Annotated in this window: 16 protein-coding genes; 4 read left to right on the forward strand and 12 right to left on the reverse strand. The window is 62.6% G+C overall.

All coding sequences use genetic code 11. The annotated features are described in order from the left end of the window. Both ACE3OH_RS09375 and ACE3OH_RS09380 read left to right on the forward strand, forming a co-directional pair. Positions 1 to 1,245 (forward strand): efflux RND transporter permease subunit (locus tag ACE3OH_RS09375; RefSeq protein WP_374351205.1); only part of this gene is annotated, 1,245 nt, incomplete at its 5' end. 2 nt (positions 1,246 to 1,247) lie between these two features. Then, positions 1,248 to 2,636 (forward strand): TolC family protein, encoded by a 1,389-nt coding sequence (locus ACE3OH_RS09380; RefSeq protein ID WP_374351207.1) that lies wholly within the window; start codon positions 1,248 to 1,250, stop codon positions 2,634 to 2,636. A gap of 80 nt (positions 2,637 to 2,716) precedes the next feature. Here the strand turns inward: ACE3OH_RS09380 and ACE3OH_RS09385 are convergent, their stop codons facing one another. Continuing rightward, entirely contained in the window at positions 2,717 to 4,588 is a 1,872-nt protein-coding gene (locus ACE3OH_RS09385) for a methyl-accepting chemotaxis protein (RefSeq protein WP_374351209.1), read from the reverse strand. A 237-nt stretch (positions 4,589 to 4,825) separates the two neighbouring features. Next, the gene (rfbD, locus tag ACE3OH_RS09390) at positions 4,826 to 5,701 is read right to left on the reverse strand and encodes a dTDP-4-dehydrorhamnose reductase (RefSeq protein ID WP_374351211.1); all 876 of its coding nucleotides are present in this window, start codon (positions 5,699 to 5,701) and stop codon (positions 4,826 to 4,828) included. Between the two features lie 409 nt (positions 5,702 to 6,110). Between rfbD and ACE3OH_RS09395 the strand changes: the two genes are divergently transcribed. Beyond that, a complete protein-coding gene (locus tag ACE3OH_RS09395) occupies positions 6,111 to 6,827 on the forward strand; it encodes a hypothetical protein (RefSeq protein WP_374351213.1) in 717 nt (238 codons plus the stop codon). Positions 6,828 to 6,862: 35 nt separating this feature from the next. Here the strand turns inward: ACE3OH_RS09395 and ACE3OH_RS09400 are convergent, their stop codons facing one another. The 6 genes from ACE3OH_RS09400 to ACE3OH_RS09425 all read right to left on the reverse strand — a co-directional run bounded on the left by ACE3OH_RS09400 (position 6,863) and on the right by ACE3OH_RS09425 (position 13,288). Continuing rightward, positions 6,863 to 7,843, reverse strand: coding sequence for a hypothetical protein (locus ACE3OH_RS09400; protein ID WP_374351215.1), 981 nt, complete (start codon positions 7,841 to 7,843; stop codon positions 6,863 to 6,865). Between the two features lie 184 nt (positions 7,844 to 8,027). Next, entirely contained in the window at positions 8,028 to 8,708 is a 681-nt protein-coding gene (locus tag ACE3OH_RS09405; RefSeq protein ID WP_374351217.1) for a YjjG family noncanonical pyrimidine nucleotidase, read from the reverse strand. A gap of 8 nt (positions 8,709 to 8,716) precedes the next feature. Next, positions 8,717 to 9,328 carry a hypothetical protein gene (locus ACE3OH_RS09410; RefSeq protein ID WP_374351219.1) on the reverse strand — a complete coding sequence of 204 codons (612 nt, stop codon included), beginning with the start codon at positions 9,326 to 9,328 and terminating at the stop codon, positions 8,717 to 8,719. Positions 9,329 to 9,336: 8 nt separating this feature from the next. Further along, a complete protein-coding gene (locus tag ACE3OH_RS09415) occupies positions 9,337 to 10,914 on the reverse strand; it encodes a substrate-binding domain-containing protein (RefSeq protein ID WP_374351221.1) in 1,578 nt (525 codons plus the stop codon). Positions 10,915 to 10,949: 35 nt separating this feature from the next. Then, positions 10,950 to 12,158: a toxic anion resistance protein gene (locus tag ACE3OH_RS09420; RefSeq protein ID WP_374351223.1), complete on the reverse strand. Its 1,209-nt coding sequence runs from the start codon at positions 12,156 to 12,158 to the stop codon at positions 10,950 to 10,952. Between the two features lie 20 nt (positions 12,159 to 12,178). Then, positions 12,179 to 13,288: a hypothetical protein gene (locus tag ACE3OH_RS09425; RefSeq protein ID WP_374351225.1), complete on the reverse strand. Its 1,110-nt coding sequence runs from the start codon at positions 13,286 to 13,288 to the stop codon at positions 12,179 to 12,181. Positions 13,289 to 13,538: 250 nt separating this feature from the next. Between ACE3OH_RS09425 and ACE3OH_RS09430 the strand changes: the two genes are divergently transcribed. Continuing rightward, complete coding sequence (locus tag ACE3OH_RS09430; RefSeq protein ID WP_374351227.1) at positions 13,539 to 14,339, forward strand: transporter substrate-binding domain-containing protein; 801 nt, start codon at positions 13,539 to 13,541, stop codon at positions 14,337 to 14,339. 29 nt (positions 14,340 to 14,368) lie between these two features. Here ACE3OH_RS09430 and siaD read toward each other — a convergent pair whose 3' ends face one another. The 4 genes from siaD to ACE3OH_RS09450 form a co-directional block, all read right to left on the reverse strand. Further along, positions 14,369 to 15,154 carry a biofilm regulation diguanylate cyclase SiaD gene (gene siaD, locus ACE3OH_RS09435; protein ID WP_374351230.1) on the reverse strand — a complete coding sequence of 262 codons (786 nt, stop codon included), beginning with the start codon at positions 15,152 to 15,154 and terminating at the stop codon, positions 14,369 to 14,371. A gap of 2 nt (positions 15,155 to 15,156) precedes the next feature. After that, a complete protein-coding gene (gene siaC, locus ACE3OH_RS09440) occupies positions 15,157 to 15,567 on the reverse strand; it encodes a biofilm regulation phosphoprotein SiaC (RefSeq protein WP_374351232.1) in 411 nt (136 codons plus the stop codon). An 11-nt stretch (positions 15,568 to 15,578) separates the two neighbouring features. Beyond that, positions 15,579 to 16,115, reverse strand: coding sequence for a biofilm regulation protein kinase SiaB (gene siaB / locus ACE3OH_RS09445; protein WP_374351234.1), 537 nt, complete (start codon positions 16,113 to 16,115; stop codon positions 15,579 to 15,581). Between the two features lie 12 nt (positions 16,116 to 16,127). Next, the coding region (locus ACE3OH_RS09450; RefSeq protein WP_374351236.1) for a SpoIIE family protein phosphatase at positions 16,128 to 16,728 on the reverse strand (601 nt) is incomplete at its 5' end.

The raw sequence follows: 16,728 nt of genomic DNA on the forward strand, positions 1-16,728 counted from the left end.
AAGCTGACCCTGCTGCTGGTGCCGAAAAACCAGCGCAGCCTGCCACAGAGCGAGCTGGAGGGGATGATACGCAAACGGCTGGCGGCGCTGGCTGATATCAAGTCCACCCTGTTGTTGGCCGAAGGCGCCAAGGATGTGAATTTCAGCTTTGTCTCGCGCGACCCCAAGGCGCTGGAAGCGGCGATGGCGCAATTGCTGGTGGAGGCGCGCCAGCTGCCCATCCTGGCTGATGTCGACCTGTCGCAGGGCCCGCGTCTGGGTACGGTGGATGTGCACCTGCTGCCGGACGAGGCGGCGCGGCTTGGCGTGGATAGCGCTGCGGTAGCGGAACTGCTGCGGCTGGCCACCCTGAGCGATAGTGCTGCCGCCTTGCCACGCATTCCGCTCGATGGCCAGCAGATCAAGCTGCTGCCGCGTCTTGCCGGCGGCAAAGCGCTGACTGTCGAGCAATTGCGGCAGATGCCGGTAGCCACCGGCAATGGCAACACGGTACCGCTTGGCGCCATTGCCCGTATCGAGCACAACAGCGTGCCGTCCAGCATCAGCCGGCTCGATCGGGTGCGCAATATCCAGCTGCAGGCCAATCTGCTCGATGGTGCCACTCTCAGCGAAGCCAAGGCGGCGATCGAGGCGCTGCCTGCCTACCGCAAGCTGCCGGCCAGCGTGACGCAGTCCGAATACGGCGAGGTGGAATATATGAACGAGATGTTCGTCGAATTCGCCTTTGCCGCCCTGGCCGGACTGGTGGCGGTGTATGCGGTGCTGGTGCTGCTGTTCAACGACTGGTTGCAACCATTCACCATCATGGTGGCCCTGCCGCTGGCGCTGAGCGGCGCGGCGCTGGCGCTGCTGCTGACCGGGCATTCGCTCAATCTGTCTACCGTGATCGGCTTGCTGATGCTGTTCGGCATCGTCGGCAAGAATTCCATCTTGCTGGTCGATGTGATCGTCGAAGCGCGCCGCGAAGGTGTCGCGCGGCAGCAGGCCATCATGCAGGCCGGCCGCGACCGGATGCGCCCCATCGTCATGACCACCCTGGCCATGGTGGGCGGCATGCTGCCGGCAGCGTTCGGCTGGGGCAGTGATGACGGTTTCCGTGCGCCGATGGCAATCGCGGTGGTGGGCGGCTTGATCACCAGTACCGCGCTGAGCCTGTTGCTGGTGCCGGTGATTTACCAGAGTATCGACCAGGCCAAGCAGCGCTGGCGCGGCAAGGCCGGCCAGCCGGCCATGCAGGGAGAATGACCATGTACCCGATCAAACGCCTTTATGCCTTGTTGCTGGCGGGTTGTCTGGCTGGCTGTGCCGATCTGGCCAAGCCGCAGGCGCTGATGCCGGCCAGCCTCGATAACCTGGCCGGCCGCACCGTGCCGGCGCGCCCGCCGGCCATGCAACTCGACCCGGCCGGGGAGCGTCTGGTGGCCGAAGCACTGCAGCACAGCCCCGATCTGGAAGCGATCGAGGCGCGCCTGCGCGAAAACGCCGCGCAGATCGATGCCGGCCTTTCGGGACTGTGGCCGACGCTCAATGCCGATGGCAGCACCGGCCGCGCGCTGGAGCGCAGCGAGCCGGGCACCGATACCAGCGATGCCAGCGGGGTAAAGCGGCGCTATGGCGGTCTGCGTTTTGCCTGGGAGCTGGATCTGTTCGGCCAGCAGGCGAGCCTGCGCCGCAGCGCCATGGCAGACCGGCAGGCCGCCCTGCTGGAGCGTGATGCGGCGCGTATCACCCTGGCCAACACGGTGCGGGCCGAGTTGCTACGCCAGCGTTTCGCCCGGGAAGAATTGGCGCTGGCAAGGCAGCAGCGTGAACTGGCCAGTGCAGCGCTCACCATGAGCACGCCGATGCGCCAGGCCGGTCTGCAGACCGAGGCGGCATTGAATAGTCTGCGCAGCGCCCTGGCCATGCAGGAAGCCGATATTGCCAGCCTGCAACTGGCGCAGACGGCATCGACCTTGCGCCTGCGTACCCTGAGCAATGCAGCCCCGGCCCTGTTGGACCAGGCGGCGGCTGTGCCATTGGTGCAGTGCAGCGCGGCCGCGCCGTTGGCGGTGCCACTACCCTGGGTAAGCCAGCGCCTCGATGTCGCCGCCGCCGAACACAAGCTCAATGCCGCGCTGGCTGGCATGGATATGGCGGCAGCCGCGCGCTATCCCACCTTTACCCTGACGGGCAGCGCCAATCGCACCCGCGACCATTCGCTGGGCATGGGTGGCTTGATCAGCACGACCACCCGCGAGTTTCTAGGCGTGGATATGGCGTGGAATCTGTTCGATGGCGGTCGGCGCAGTGATGAGGCACGCGCCGCCCAAGCCAAGGCGCAGGCGCTGGCGGCGGACTTCCGCCGTGTGGTATTGCAGGCCGCCGAAGAAACCGAGCTGGCCATCGGCCGGGTGCACAGCAGCGCGCAAGCCGCCAGCCTGGCGGACCAGGCCTATGCGCTGGCCCGGCACAATGCCGATCTGGCGGCGATCCGCAGCCGCGCTGGCATCGACAGCCGCCTGAGCAGTCTGCAACAGCAGCGCGATGCGCTGGATCGGCAGCGCCAGCAGCTCGGCAGCTTCCGCGACCACTGCCTTGCCGCCATCGAGATGAACCGGGTGCTGGCGCTATCGGAGCGGCAGGCCGAGCGCTGAGTAGCGTTCACCTGCCAGGTATCGGGATACCGCCGGCAAGCGGGGCTTCGCTTGCCGGTGCGTGTGGTGCAGCCACCTGCTCAAATGCGGAAGCGGCCGACAATGCCGCGCAAGGTGGCGGCCAGCCCGGACAGGGTTTCCAGGGTGCGGCTGGCGTCCTGTACCGACTGATCGGTCTGCTGCGTCATCACATTCACCCGCTCGGCACTGGCGGCCATGGCGGTGGTGGCAATCTTCTGCTCGGCGGTGGCATTGGCGATATCGTTCATCTTCGCCACCATGGTCCGGGTGGACTGGCGGATATGCTCGATGCGCTCTCCGGCTTCGCGCGCCCGCACCACGCCCTGGTTCACCGCCTGTACCGTGGATTCCATCCGGCCCAGCGCATTCTGGGTGTCGCCCTGAACAGTGCCGATCATATTGCCGATCTCCACCGTGGCCAGGGTGGTGCGCTCGGCCAGCTTGCGCACTTCATCGGCAACCACCGCAAAACCGCGCCCCTGCTCGCCGGCGCGAGCCGCCTCGATGGCGGCATTGAGCGCCAGCAGATTGGTCTGGTCGGCAATTTCCTTGATTACCCCGACAATGCTGCGGATCTGGTCGGAGCGGGCGCCTAGGCTGTTCATGACCTCGGCCAGCTGCTTGAACTCGCTGGCAATGCGGCCGATTTCGCTGGCAACCTGGTTGACCGATTCGGCTGATTCGCCCGAGCCAGCATCCACTTCGGCCACCAGTTGGTGGGTGTCGTGCACATTGTCGGCAATATGGGCAATGCTGACGGTGATCTGCTCGATGGTGGCGGCGGTGGCGCTCAATTCCTCCGACTGGGTGTTGGAATCGACCGAGATATGCCGGGTGGTTTCGGTCAGGTGGCTGACGCCGCCAGTCAATGCCTCGGATTGCTGCTGCACCGCGAGGAACATTTCGCGCAGCTTGTCGATGAATAGATTGAACGCAGCGGCAATCCGGCCGACTTCGTCATTGCTGGTAGCCGGCAGCCGCACGGTCAAATCACCCGCCCCGGTGGCGATGGCCTTCATGGCGGCTTCTACTGCATTGAGGCCCTGCAACAGCCGGCCAACGCCGATCCAGCTCAGGCTCAGCGCCACGGCGATCACCAGCAGCAAGACGCTGATCAGCGATACCAAGAGGCTATGCAGCGGGGCAGTGGCCTCGGCCTTGTCGATCACCAGGCCGATATACCAGTCGGTTCCGGCAATCGGCCGTAGCGCCAGCAGCTTGTCGGCGCCATCGATGGTGACGGTGTTCAGGCTGGTTTCCGCGGTGTAGCGCTCCAGTGCGCCAACACCGGGTATCACCTCACCGAGCGGCTTGAGGGCGGTATCGTCTTTCGGGTAGGCGATCAGCTTGCCATCCTTGCCCACCAGAAAGGCATAACCCTTGACACGCAGCTTGATGGCCAGCACATCGCTGACGATGTTTTCCAGGTTGATATCGGCGCCGACCACCGCCTGGGTGCTACTGCCCGAGCCCTGTGGCGCGGCAAACGACACCACCAGCTTCTTGCTCGAAGCGGCGATATAGGGGGCGGTGACGATAGGCGCGCCTTTCTCGGCGGCCAGCTTGTACCAGGGGCGCGAGGTCGGGTCGTAGCCAGCAGGCGGGGTCTTGTCGGTGGAATACACCATGCGCTTGTCGGCATAGCCGGTAAAGAACAGGGTAAAGCCACCGGCGCTGGCGGCCTGCTGCATCGGCAGCTTGATATCGGCCTGGCCAAGCTGCGGCACCACCGAGGCAACGATTTGCTGCTTGCTGCTCACCCAGTTGCTGACCACGCTGCCATAGCCATGAGCAGCTGCCGCAATCTCCTGGGCGATGCCGGTTTCGATTTCATCGCGCATGCGCGCATAGGAAATGGCCGACAGCAGCACGGCGCTGATCAGGACGATGGCGGCAACAAACAGGATAAGGCGGCTGCGTAGCGAGGTCATGGCGTGCTCTCTGGAATGGGGAGGCGACAAAGAGACAGCTGCGATTCCGGTTTTGGTGAAACCGGCCGGAACCGCATACCAGACTAGCACATGGGTTTACGCCAGCTTGGCGGCGCCATCTATCCCGCGGGCCCACCTAGCCTTGATGCAGCCGCAGGCGGAATCCGGGAGCGGGCCAAGCGGCCCGCATTGGCGGCAGACCCAGCGCACCATCCCCACTACAGGCGCCGCCATCAATCAGGCGCGCACATCCTCGAAACACATCGCCAGCGCATCCTGCCAGCTCGGTGGTACCAGGCCGAAGGTGTCGCGCAGCTTGTCCAGATTGAGCCGCGAATTCTTCGGGCGCTTGGCCGGAGTCGGATAGGCTTCGGTGGCGATGGCGCCCAGCGTGCCGGGCGTCTTGTCACCACGTGCGGCAGCAAGCGCAAAAATCGCCTCGGCAAAGCCGTGCCAGCTGGTCTCGCCGCTATTCACCAGATGATAGGTGCCGCTGACCGCCTGCCAGTCGGGCCGGCTGGCGATGATATGGCTGCTCAGGTCGGCAATGCTGCGACACCAGGTGGGCGCGCCGATCTGGTCGGCCACGATATTGAGCGCCTCGCGCTCACGACCGAGCTTGAGCATGGTCAACAGGAAGTTCTTGCCGCGCGCCCCATACACCCAGCTGGTACGCAAAATCAGATGCTGGCAGCCGCTGGCGCGAATCGCTTCTTCGCCCGCCAGCTTGCTGGCGCCATAGACATTGGGCGGCGCCACCGGTGCATCCTCGCGCCAGGCGGTGTCGCCCTCGCCCGAATACACATAGTCGGTGGAGTAGTGCAGCAAGGGGCAGCCGAGCCGCTTGGCCTCTTCGGCCAGCACTGCCGGTGCGGTGGCATTGATGGCATGGGCCAGCTCCGGCTCGCTTTCGGCCTTGTCTACCGCGGTATAAGCCGCCGGGTTGACGATCAGGGTAGGGCGCAGGGCTCGAACCAGATCGCGAATCGCGGCCGGATTACCCAGGTCCAGCGCGGCACGGTCCGGCGCATGCACCACCCCCAAGCCTTGCAGGCTGCGTTTCAGTTCAAATCCAACCTGGCCGTTGACGCCGGTAAGCAAAATCGTCTGCATGAAATTCCTCGGAGTGGGTACGGGAAAATGGAGAATCAAATGGTTGTTGCCATGCCGCGCTGGTTTTCCAGCTTTGGGTATTTTGCAATGCGCCACATGAGTCGAGGCGATTGTCGCCTATTCGGCAAGCGCTTGTCGCGTCCGTGCCAGCTGGCGTGAGATGGCGCAGTGTTGCTGCGCATGCCTCGGGACGCGCTGAATGAATCGAGTTTTCAACCAGCATCGCCGGTCCTGGGAAACCTTGAACTTAAGCGGCAGAGGGTAAGTGGTCGATTCTTCGCTATTCCACCCCCTGCGCCCCCGCCTTTGCGGGGGAGCCGCGCTGTTGCCGCGTAAGTGGATCTGTTCAGCGCTTCCTCTGGTGATCTGCCCGTGTGAGCCATGATCCTGGCGGTAGATTGGCGAGTGGGTGGGAACCAAGTCCGGCGGCCTGATTCTGAGTCTGCACGCCGGTAAAGGCCGGGCCTTGATGGAGTGCGGTATGGTGCAAACGGGTTTGGCGTGGCATAGGCGAGGTGATATCGGCATGTTGCCAGCGGGTGTCGGCATGTATCGCCTGCCACGCGGCATTGAGCGTTATGCATTTGCTGCGCTGGTGCTATTGCTGCAGCTGCTCGCGATCTGGCTGATGTGGCGTGCAAGCGCCGCTACCGTGCTGCGCGGCGGCCGAGAGCATGCCCTGCAGGTGCAACTGTTTAGCGAGCCGGACGCGCTGGTGCAGATGCCCGCGCAGCTTGCTGTACCGCGCGAGCAGTCGCAACCGTTGCCGCATCGGCGTGTGCTGCCACGCAGTAAGGCAAGCAGTGCGGCAACTGATCAGACGCCGCAGCCAGCAGCCGAAACACCGGCTTTCGAGCCATCAAGCGGCGCAGCTGCACCCAATCTTTCGGCGCCGCTGGATACCGAGGCGATTCGCGAAGCCTTGCGCCAGTCGATGCGCCAGCAACGCCAGCCTCCGGCGCTTGCCGGCCTGATGCCTGCGCCAATCGAGCCGCGCAGCAAGCTGGCGCGCGATATCGAGCAGTCGGTCAGGCAGGACTGCCGCCATGCCTATGACAGCGCCGGCCTATTGGCGGTGATACCGCTGGCGATCGACACGCTGCGCGACAAAGGGTGCAAGTGGTGAGGGGGTAGCACCTGCAGGGTTTGCCATGGCAGGTCTTAGGCTAGCGGCAACTGGCCGTTCAAAGCCTGCGATTCGCGGTCATGCAGGGTGACCACGGCGGCAATGGAAGCATGAATCTGGCCGGAGCCAATCGAATCGAGATAGCGACAGGCCGCATACGATTTGGCGATGGCCTCGTAATGGGTAACCCAAGCCCGGCGCGTTTCCAGCTTGGCCGGGTTGATCGGCCAGATACCAGGGCTGGGGCGCATGCGCTGGCGAATGCCGATACGCCACGGCTTGGCAGTAAGGCGCGCCCTGAAGCAGTGTTGCAGACTACACATTCGTGCATACAAAGGGTCGACGCCTACCGCCGTGAAAAAAGTGCTGATTTCCGGGTGGTCTGATGCAAACGGTTGGTGCGTCAGCAGCAGTCGCAAGCCCCCCGGCGTGGCATACAGGCGGATATTCCAGTTCGGCCGGGTGGCGGCAAATTGCGCAATACCTTGCCTGGCGATATGCGTTTGTCCTCCTCGCAAGGAAATCCGCGCCTTCCACACGAGGCGCGACACCGGGCTGGCGCCGATCAAGGCAAACAGGGCAAAGACGAATGCGAGCCCTGCGCTATGGAAGCGGATGCCGCCAATGATGGCGCCGAGCAATAGCAAGGCGAACACGCCAAACGTATGTTTCAGTGGCGGCTTTTCGGCAAAGTCGATGTCGGCAAACACCACATCCGCTGTATTCAGGCAGTGCGCGCCATAGGCATTGCGGGTAATCACATGCTCGCCATGCCGGCTCAGCACTTCTTCGCGAATTGGCAGACCCTGCGCGCCGTTGTAGGCCACCTTCCGATCGCGCTGCGCCTGTGGTTTGCCTGCGAGCTGCTGCCGCAGCGCGTCGGCTGCGCGGCTTTCTGCCATCGCTTGCGCGTCATCCTGGCTGAGCATGGACCAGCCGAATCGGCGCATGGTGATCTGCCGGCCTCGATCACGGTGCACGACGCGGGCTTCAGCCCAGTAGTCGGGTACGATCATGCGAATACTCCTGGTGCTGAACAAATCGGAATTTCAGCTCGTGTCACTGGGCTTGGGAAGCTCTGGTCTTAAGCGATAGCGGGCATGTTTTTGATTTCCTGTTGCTTTAATCCACGGCTTCCGCACCAGCGGGAGCCGCTTTGGGCGCGTAAGGGGGGAGCGCTTCTTAAATCAACGGCCTTGCCTACAGCAGCTCCAGCAACTGGTCCAGTTGCCTGATCTCATGCTGGGGCTGGTGCTGGCTGGTTTCGCCGTGCCGATTCAGCCAGCAGGTGGCGATGCCGTAGTTGAGCCCGCCGGCGATATCGGTGTCGGGGTTGTCGCCGATGATCATCACTCGCTCGCGCGTTGGATGGCCCAGTGCTTGGAAGACCGCGTCGAAATAGGCGGCGTGCGGCTTGAATGCGCCAATTTCTTCGGAAATGAACAAGGCGTCGAAATAGCGGTGCAAGGACGAAAGTGCAAAGCGGCTGCGCTGCGCGCGGGTAAAGCCATTGGTGACAATGGCCAGCTTGAAGCGGCCGTGCAGCGCAGCCAGAACCGCTTCTGTGCCATCGATCAGCTGCGCCTGCTGGCAAAGCTGGTCCAGATAGGCGGCGCTCAGCGCCTGCGGGTCGCCTTCGAGCGTGTGGTGATCCAGCCACTCGCGAAACCGGCGTGGCCGCAGTTCGGCCATGGTGATCTCGCCACGTTCCAGCTCGGCAAACAGGCGTTTGTTGATGCCATGGTAGTGGCTGAGCCAATACGGCTCCACCCGGCCATAGTGCTCCAGCAAGGTGGCGCTGAGGGCGGTATGTTCGGCCAGACGGAAGTCATACAGGGTGTCGTCGGCGTCAAACAGCAGCCAGTCGTAGCGTTCGGCCATGGCGCGCACTAATGCTCGAGAAAGTTGACCGGCTGGAACTTGCCGCGCAGATAGTCGCCATGGGCGGCCAGCTTGTCGGCATCGTCGCCGAATACATCGGTGGCGACGCTGGCGATTTCGCGATCGAGCAGGGCGAGTTGCTCCACCAGCAGAGCCTTTGCTGTCTTGCCATCGCGCACGGTGTGCAGGTTGGCAAAGCCGGGCGGCAAGGCCACATAGTTGGCTACCGTGCCGGGCAGATCGCGGCGGATGGCATTGCCGAGCTCGATGCGTGCCTGTGCCGGAAAGCCCGGCTCATCAAGGCGCGGCAGCAAGTCCTGCACCTTGGATCGGATGGCTGCGAGATGGGCTACGGCTTCCGGCGGCAGCCGGCCGCCGGCGCTGCTGCTCAGGGCATCCAGCGCGTCGATCAGGCTCATTTTCTCCACCAGCTCGGCTTCGAAACGGCCGCCGCGCGGGGTGGCCAGCCAGCCGACCGCATAGGCGCCCACCGTGAGGGCAAACCACCAGGCAGCGATGATGCCGCTGAAATACAGGCCCAGTACGGCAAGCGCCGCAATACAGCCGACGATATTCGGGGTGCCGTAGAAGAACAGCGCCATCCGCGTGGAAAACGACAAACCTGCCATTACTGGTAACCCCGGATTTCCTTGAACGCCGCCTGCAGGCCCGACTTGCTGCCATCAAACACCCGGCCGCCACTGGGCACGGTCAGCGCTTCGAGCTGCTCGCGCCGCGCTTCGCCAAACTGGATGGCAAAAATGCGGATGCGGCGCTTTTCCGGCGGCAGGCTGGCAAACCATTGCTGGAAGCCCTCAAGCGACAGGCCTTGGTTGTTCGCGCCGTCAGTCATCAACACCAGCGAGTAAACCCGATCCGGATCACGTGCCTGGCGTGCCAGCGCATCCTGATAGCCGTCCTGTACTGCGCTATAGATGGCGGTGCCGCCACGGGTACTGAGGTTGCGGGCAAAATCGCTGATCTTGCCCAAGGTGGTGGCATTGGCGGCGCGGTCGCTTCCGAGTGTCCACTGTTGCCTGTCGTGCACCTCGCTGGAGAAGGTGGAAATGGCGATCCGTTCCCGTTCGCGAAAACGGGTAAAGCGCCCCGAGAGAGAGGCATCGCTGCCGGCCAGGCCGGACAGGGCGGTGCGTAGCTGATCGAGCCGGCCATTGCTGTCCATCGAGCCGCTGATATCGACCACGAAGGTGGAGTCGGCCGGGCGACGGAATTCATTCTGGTAGGCATCGAGCAGGCCGTCGACTACGGCCAGCTTGGCCGGGAAGGCCAGCTCGAAATAGTCATGCCGTGGCAGGCTGGAGGGCACGGCGGTATTGACCGGCTGGCGGAAGGTGGCCGCCGTCATCGCCTTCTGGAACGCTTCGCCTTTCAAGTACGCCACCAGCTTGTCGTAATCGGCCCGCTTGGCATTGTTCAGCCGCAGCAAGGGGTAGTCGGCGGTAATCACTCCGTCCTTGGGGTAGACCAGGGTCAATGGCTCGCGCAGGCCGCCCGCCTGGTTCATGGCATACAGCACTGAGGCATAGTTGACCATGCCATCGAGCCGGTCCTGTTCGCGCACAAAGGCTTCGCCCAGCCAGCCAGAGGAGCCGGCAGTGAGCGCCTGGGCGCGGGCAAAGGCAGTCAGCGCCGTTTTGTCAATATCGGCCAGTTCCAGCGCATCGCCCTTGCCGGCCACCGCAGCGGCCAAGCCCAGCACCGCCGAGAAGCCGGTGTTGGAGCTGGCCGGGTTGGACATGGCGAAGCGGAACTTGCCTGCTCCTGCTGCCTTGGCAATGTCCGCCCAGCTGGGCGAGGCATTGGGTTTATCCCAGCCCAGCGCTTTGGCCTTGCTGGTTTTCACGCCAAGAATCACCGGCGAGATCATGGTGCGCTCGCTCGCCTTGATCTTGTCGCGCAGACCCGGCGTCAGCAGCGCGTATTTGCTGTTGGCCAGCCAGGCCAGGTCATAGTTGGCGCCGGCCTGTATCTGCTCGACCGCATCGAGCGTGCCGGCGTATTTGAGCTTGAGGTTAAGGCCGGTAGCTTTTTGCACCTCGGGCAAGAGCGGTTCGATGTCTTTCAGCTCGGAACCGGCGAGGATGGTCAGGGCATTCGGGTCATCGGCCGGCGCATCGGCCTGTTTGCCGCAAGCGGCGAGGGCGAGCGCGCACAGGCCGGCGGTCAGATAGCGATACCAGGGCATGGTGTTTCCTTGGCTGAGTCGTAGGAACAGATGGCTTACAGCTTGACCGGGCCGCCCAGCTCGGCGTTGGTGCCCATGGCCTGCCGCACCGTTTCGCCACGGGTGCGCTGCACATAGGCATCGGCACGGTTGATCTGTTCGCGAATCATCTCGTTGTTCTTGCCCATCACCACGATGGCGTCGGCGCGGAACTTGTCCATTGCATCCATGGCCGAGAAGGTCTGGTCGAACATCGCCTGCAGGCGTTCCACCCCAATCAGCGGATTGCTGGCGAACTCGCCGGTTTTCTGCACATGGGTGTTGAGCGCCTTGCCGGTCTGCTCGATCAAATCGCCCACGGTGTCGGATACGCCCTGCAGCATATTCATCACTTCGATCTGGTTGCCGGTGGCCCGCGCCACGGTGGTGGCAACCGCCAGGGCCGACATGCCGGTGGTGGCAACGCGGCTGCAGCCATTGGCCATTTCGCGTGCGGTTTTCTTCAGCACATCCATCGCCAGATAGCCATTCACGCACACTGCCATTTGCGTCTGCATATCGGTGAGATTCTGGCGGGCGTAGAACAGTACTTCCTGTTCCAGCGCACGGGCGCGATTCGGGTCGCTGGCCTTCATCGCTTCGACCTGGCTGGCCAGGCGGCTATCGAGTTCGCGGGCAAAATGGATGGCAGCATTGAGCTTTTGCATGCCCTCCCACAATTTCTGCTTTACCGATTCGATCTCGGCGATATCGCGGCTCATATCGTCGCGTGCCGCGTACACCTGCTGCAGGGCGGCATTGAGCTGGGTGCCGGCACCCTGGAACTTGCGGAAATAGGCCTTGAGCTTGTTGCCGAAGGGGATAAAGCCAAGGATCTTGTTCTGCGACAGCAAATCGCCCTGCTTGCCCGGGTTCAGCTCATCGAGCTGGTTGCGCAGATCGCTGATCGCCTTGAAGGCGGCGGAATCTTCCATGCCGACGAAGTTGCGTTCCATGAAACGCCCGCTCATCAGGCTCGATGCCATGGAGATTTCTTCGCGGCCGAGGTGGAAGGCGGCATCGAGCTTCTGGCGAAAGCCTTCGCTGTTCACGTCTTCGCTGGTCAGCGCACTGATAAAGCGGCCAACCTGGTCATCCACCTTGGCCTTGAGCTCATTGCTCAGCGGCGCCATATCGGGCGCGCGCTCGGCCGGCACCGCTACTACCGGCTCCGGGGCAGTCAGAACCAGGGCTTCGGGCGGGGTCAGGGTCTGTTGCTGGGTCATGAGGGCTCTCCGATGCAGGATTATTGGAATTTTTGGGCAATGGCTTCGATCATCCTTTCCAGCATTTCAAAGCTGGGCGGATCGATCACATCGACCAGGGTGGCGGGCGCGCTGAGTTTTTTCTGTTGCAGGAAGTTATTGAAATGCGCGGCATCGGCGCCGCGGTAGCCGTATTCGGCGGCCAGCATCTGCAGCTCTTTGTCATTGCTCAGCGCTTCGCCTACCCGCGCGCCATTGGGGCTGATCGGCACCAGCACATGCTTGGTGAACACGGTGGGTTGCGGGTAGAGCAGCACCATATCGGCATTGGGTTGCGGCTGTTTCGACTGGTATTCGATGAACTGCGCCTCATACACCAGCACCAGGGGCGCCTTGCCCATGCCCATGCTCACATAATCATCAAACGGCCCGGCACTGCTGGCCTCCTGGAAACCCTGTTTGAGAAACAGGCCGCTGGCGACGGGGAGAATCTTCTGGATATCGGCATCGGACTGCACCACATTGCCGTCGTTGAGCAGGTAGGAAGCCAGGGCCAGATACATGGCGGCTGAGTTGGACTTGCGCACATCGGTGCTGGAGATCAGCACGGCGCGGCCGGAATCGTAGACCTTGTTGTCTTTCAGTTCGCGCCAGCGTTTGCCATCGGCAATCATCTGCAACAGACGCTTGAGGTCGATGATGTAGTAGGTGCCATCGCGCTTGTTCACCAGACCATTGGCTTCCAGCAAGGGTACCAGGGTACGCCAGGATGCCACCGCAATCGGCGTGTAGAACGGCGTGTAGACCTGATTGGCCTTGACCGTCTTTTGCATGGCAAGTGCAGCCGGGGCGCCGGCCGGGTGGGCGAAGTCGAATTTTTTCAGATCAGGATGGCTGGCGATTTCGCGCGAGCCGGCTTTCTGCACGTCGACAGTCAGGCCCTGCCGCTTGAAGGCAGCAATGACACGCGGATCGCGGTAGAACGCTTCTTTCTCCGAGCCGACCAGGCCGCGCACGCTGGCATCCGTCGCCGTGCTGGCCGCTTGTTGATCACTCTGGCGCTTATTGAAGGCCGACCACACCAGGCCACCTGCCAGGCCCAAGCCCAGCAAGACGGCAAGGCCGGGGCCGATGATTTTGCGCAGTTCCAAGCGAGACTCCTTGCGATGCTGGTGATATTTTGCCGCCAGACTAAGCGATTCATGCGCGCTCGTCCAAGCGAGGTGACAGTGCCGTTACAGGCAGGCCGCCATCTGTTGACAAAAGCAACAGTGGCGGGACTGTCAATGCTCGGGGATTGGTCGATGTTGCGCTTGTTGCATGCCCATGCCAGCGTGGTTTGCCACAGTGGCATGTTTGCTGCCCGCAGCACTACACTGCCTAGTATTCAAGGAGAGCCCGATGATCAATTTACCGAAACGCTGCGTATTGGCCGCCCTGGCTGCTGTATTGACCCTGTCTCCGTTGTGGGCCGATGTGCTCGACCGGGTAAAGAGCAAGGGCGTTTTGACGGTTGGAGTGGTGGTCGATCCACCCTTCGGCATCAAGAACAAGAATGGCTCGCTGTCCGGCTATGACGTGGACTTTGCCATCGCTATTGCCAAAAAGCTCGGCGTAAAACCGCAGATTCTGGAACTGGATAGCGAAGAGCGGCTGGCGGCGCTCAATGGCAACAAGATCGATATCCTGACCGCCTTTACCAAAACCGCCGAGCGCGAGAAACAGGTCAACTTCAGCTATGGCTATTTCGTTACCGGCCAGAAGTTTGTCGCCAAGGTCGGCAAGATCAAGACGCTCGATGATGTAAAGCCATTGGCAGTCGGTGCCATCCGCGATACCACCTCGGAAAAGTTGATCAAGAAAGAGCTGCCCAATACCACGGTGATCAGCTTTGCCGATATGGATGACGCGTTTACTTTCTTGCGCCAGGGCAAGGTTGATGCCATCACCCACGATGAGCCGATTCTCGCCGGCAAGCTGGCCTTGCTGCAGGGCAAGCAACAGTACGAAATCAGCCCGATTGCGCTATCGACCAAGGCCTATGGCCTCGCCGTGGTCAAGAGCGAAAAACGGCTGGTGGGCGTGATCAACGAAACCCTGCTGGAGCTGGAAGCCAGTGGCGAGGCTGCCCGAATTTTCGAGCGCTGGTTTGGCGACAAATCCACGGCGCCCCTGATGCGGATTTTCAAGATTCAGGGGTGAATAGCCGTCCAGGGTGATGTTGGCCCTGGCTAGGCTTCCAGACTGCGATCGCGCCCGGCACGCTTGGCGGCAAGCAGGGCGGCGTCGGCACGGTTTATCGTGCTTGAATAATTCTCGCCACACTGGTGTTCGGTCAGGCCAACGCTGCAACTGACCGAAAGCACCTGGCTGCCGATGTCTACCGGCAGGCTGCGTATGGTCTGGCGCACCCGCTCCACCACCTGGCGCGCATCGGCCAGCACGGTGTCAGGCAAGAGGATCAGAAATTCCTCACCGCCCCAGCGGCTGCACAGGTCGTAGTCGCGCAGCGCGGCCTGCATGGCGCGCGACAGCTCGATCAGCACCTGGTCGCCCGCATCATGGCCGTGCTGGTCGTTGATATCCTTGAAGTGGTCGACATCAAGCATGGCCAGGACGTATGGGTGCGGGTGGCGGCTGGCGCGTTCGGTTTCTTCGCGCAGCCGCTCCATCATCAGGCGGCGATTGGCAAGGCCGGTCAGCGCATCGCGCGATGAGGCTTCCTGCAGCGCCTGGTTGAGGTCTTGCATCATCTGCTGATAGCGATCAGAGATGCGTGCCACCTTTTCCAGCTGGCGCAGCTGGCGGTGGTAGCGCTCCGACAGGCTGTGAGCATCCTGCCGCGCCATATGCTGGTAGCCATCGGAAATGCGCGCAATGCGCTCCAGCCGGTCGAGATGCTCGCGGTGCTGCACATACAGCCGGTGCAAGGCGTCATGCAGGGGGTGGCCCTGGTATTGCGGATCTGCCAGCAACTGTTCGATCTGCGCTTCCAGTTCGCGCTCTTCGCGGTTCATGGTCATTCGCCGATGGCACGTATTTCAAAGGCGAAGCTGCAGTCTTCCTTGAATTCGCCGGCCAGCTCGGCCACCCGCTCGTTGCGCGGATCGTAGTACCAGTTGACTGCCACATTGCGCCCCTGGCGATGGGCATCTTCGAGCAGATCGAAGATATCCATCATCACCTTGATGCTGCTGGTGTTGAGGTAGACAAGGCGCAACTCCAGAGTCAGCGGGCGCTCGCATTCGGCCAGATAGCGTTCCACCCAGCCGATGACCTGGCCATACAACTCGTAGGAATTTTCCGGGTAGGAGTCACCCTGCATGCTCAGCACCCCGGCGCCCCAATGGCCCTCGACGGCCGGAGTGGACTGGGTTTTTGCCAGATGGAGCAAGTTGTTCTTGCCGGCGGAGGTCTTCGTGGTGTCCAAGGCGATCTCCTCTAGATGACGGCGCGCAGGCTGAAGAAAGCCCGCTCGCCATGTCGGGTCAGGGTAGCGCTGAGCGGCTCGCTGGTCTTGCGGGCGATATCGATCAGGCCAAGGCCGGCGCCACTTGTCGCGCCGGCATCGCGCGGCTGGCGCAGCTGTTCCTTGTAGGCTGCCTTGAGCTGGGCTTTATCCATGCCGGCCAGCGCCTGTACCCGACCGAGCAAGGCTTCGCCATCGGCCGCTTCAACCAGATTTCCCGCCGAAACAATATAGCGCTCGGCATCGCGGGCAATGACCACGGTGGCCGAGGCATCAAGATCACCATAGTTGCGGCTCAGTGCGTAGTGGCGGATGTTCTGGCTCATTTCGATATACACGCCGAAGACATCCATGGCGGCGGAAGGCTGGGCTTGCTCGGCTTCCAGATAGTTTTTCAACGCCCGGCCGATTTCTTCGATCAGGCTGCGCGATATCGGACCGTTGAAGCACAGCATGATGCGCTGTTGGTTGAAGTGTTCGCGCAGGCTGTACAGATTGCGGGCATCCATCTTGGCTCCTGGCTAGTTGAAGCGGAACGACAGCAAGGTCATATCGTCGCGTTGCGGCAAGCTGCCCTGGTAGCGCAGCAGGGCCGCCTCGAAGGCGGCGGCCTGTTCGGCCATATCGAGTCCGGCGTGCTCGCGCAGCATTTGCGCCAGTCGCGTGCTGCCAAAGCCGTAGCCAAGCTCGCCGCCGGCCTGATCGAGTATGCCGTCGGTGAGCAGGTAATACGTGCGTTCCGGCTGGAGCGGTACTTCCTGGTCCTGATAGGCGCCGACGCGCTTGTCGCAAAGCGCACGCCGGTTGCCGGCGATTTCTTCCACGGTTGCTCCGTCGCTCCAGTACAGCGACATGCGCGCACCGGCAAAGCGCAGCAGGCCGGCGCTGCGGTCGATATAACAAAGGCCGACATCCATGCTGGTGGCGATGGCGCTGGGTAATTCGCCATCGCGCAGCATGGTGCGCATGGCGGCATCGATCTGGTTGAGCAGGGCGGCCGGCGAAGTCGGCCCGATCAGGTTGATCGCCTGGTCGATGGCGGCGCGCGCCAGCATGGTCATCATGGCGCCCGGCACGCCGTGGCCGCCGCAATCAGCCACGCCGATCAGGCAGTTGGGTCCG

This window comes from Chitinimonas sp. (assembly GCF_041904975.1).
Taxonomy (GTDB): domain Bacteria; phylum Pseudomonadota; class Gammaproteobacteria; order Burkholderiales; family Chitinimonadaceae; genus Chitinimonas.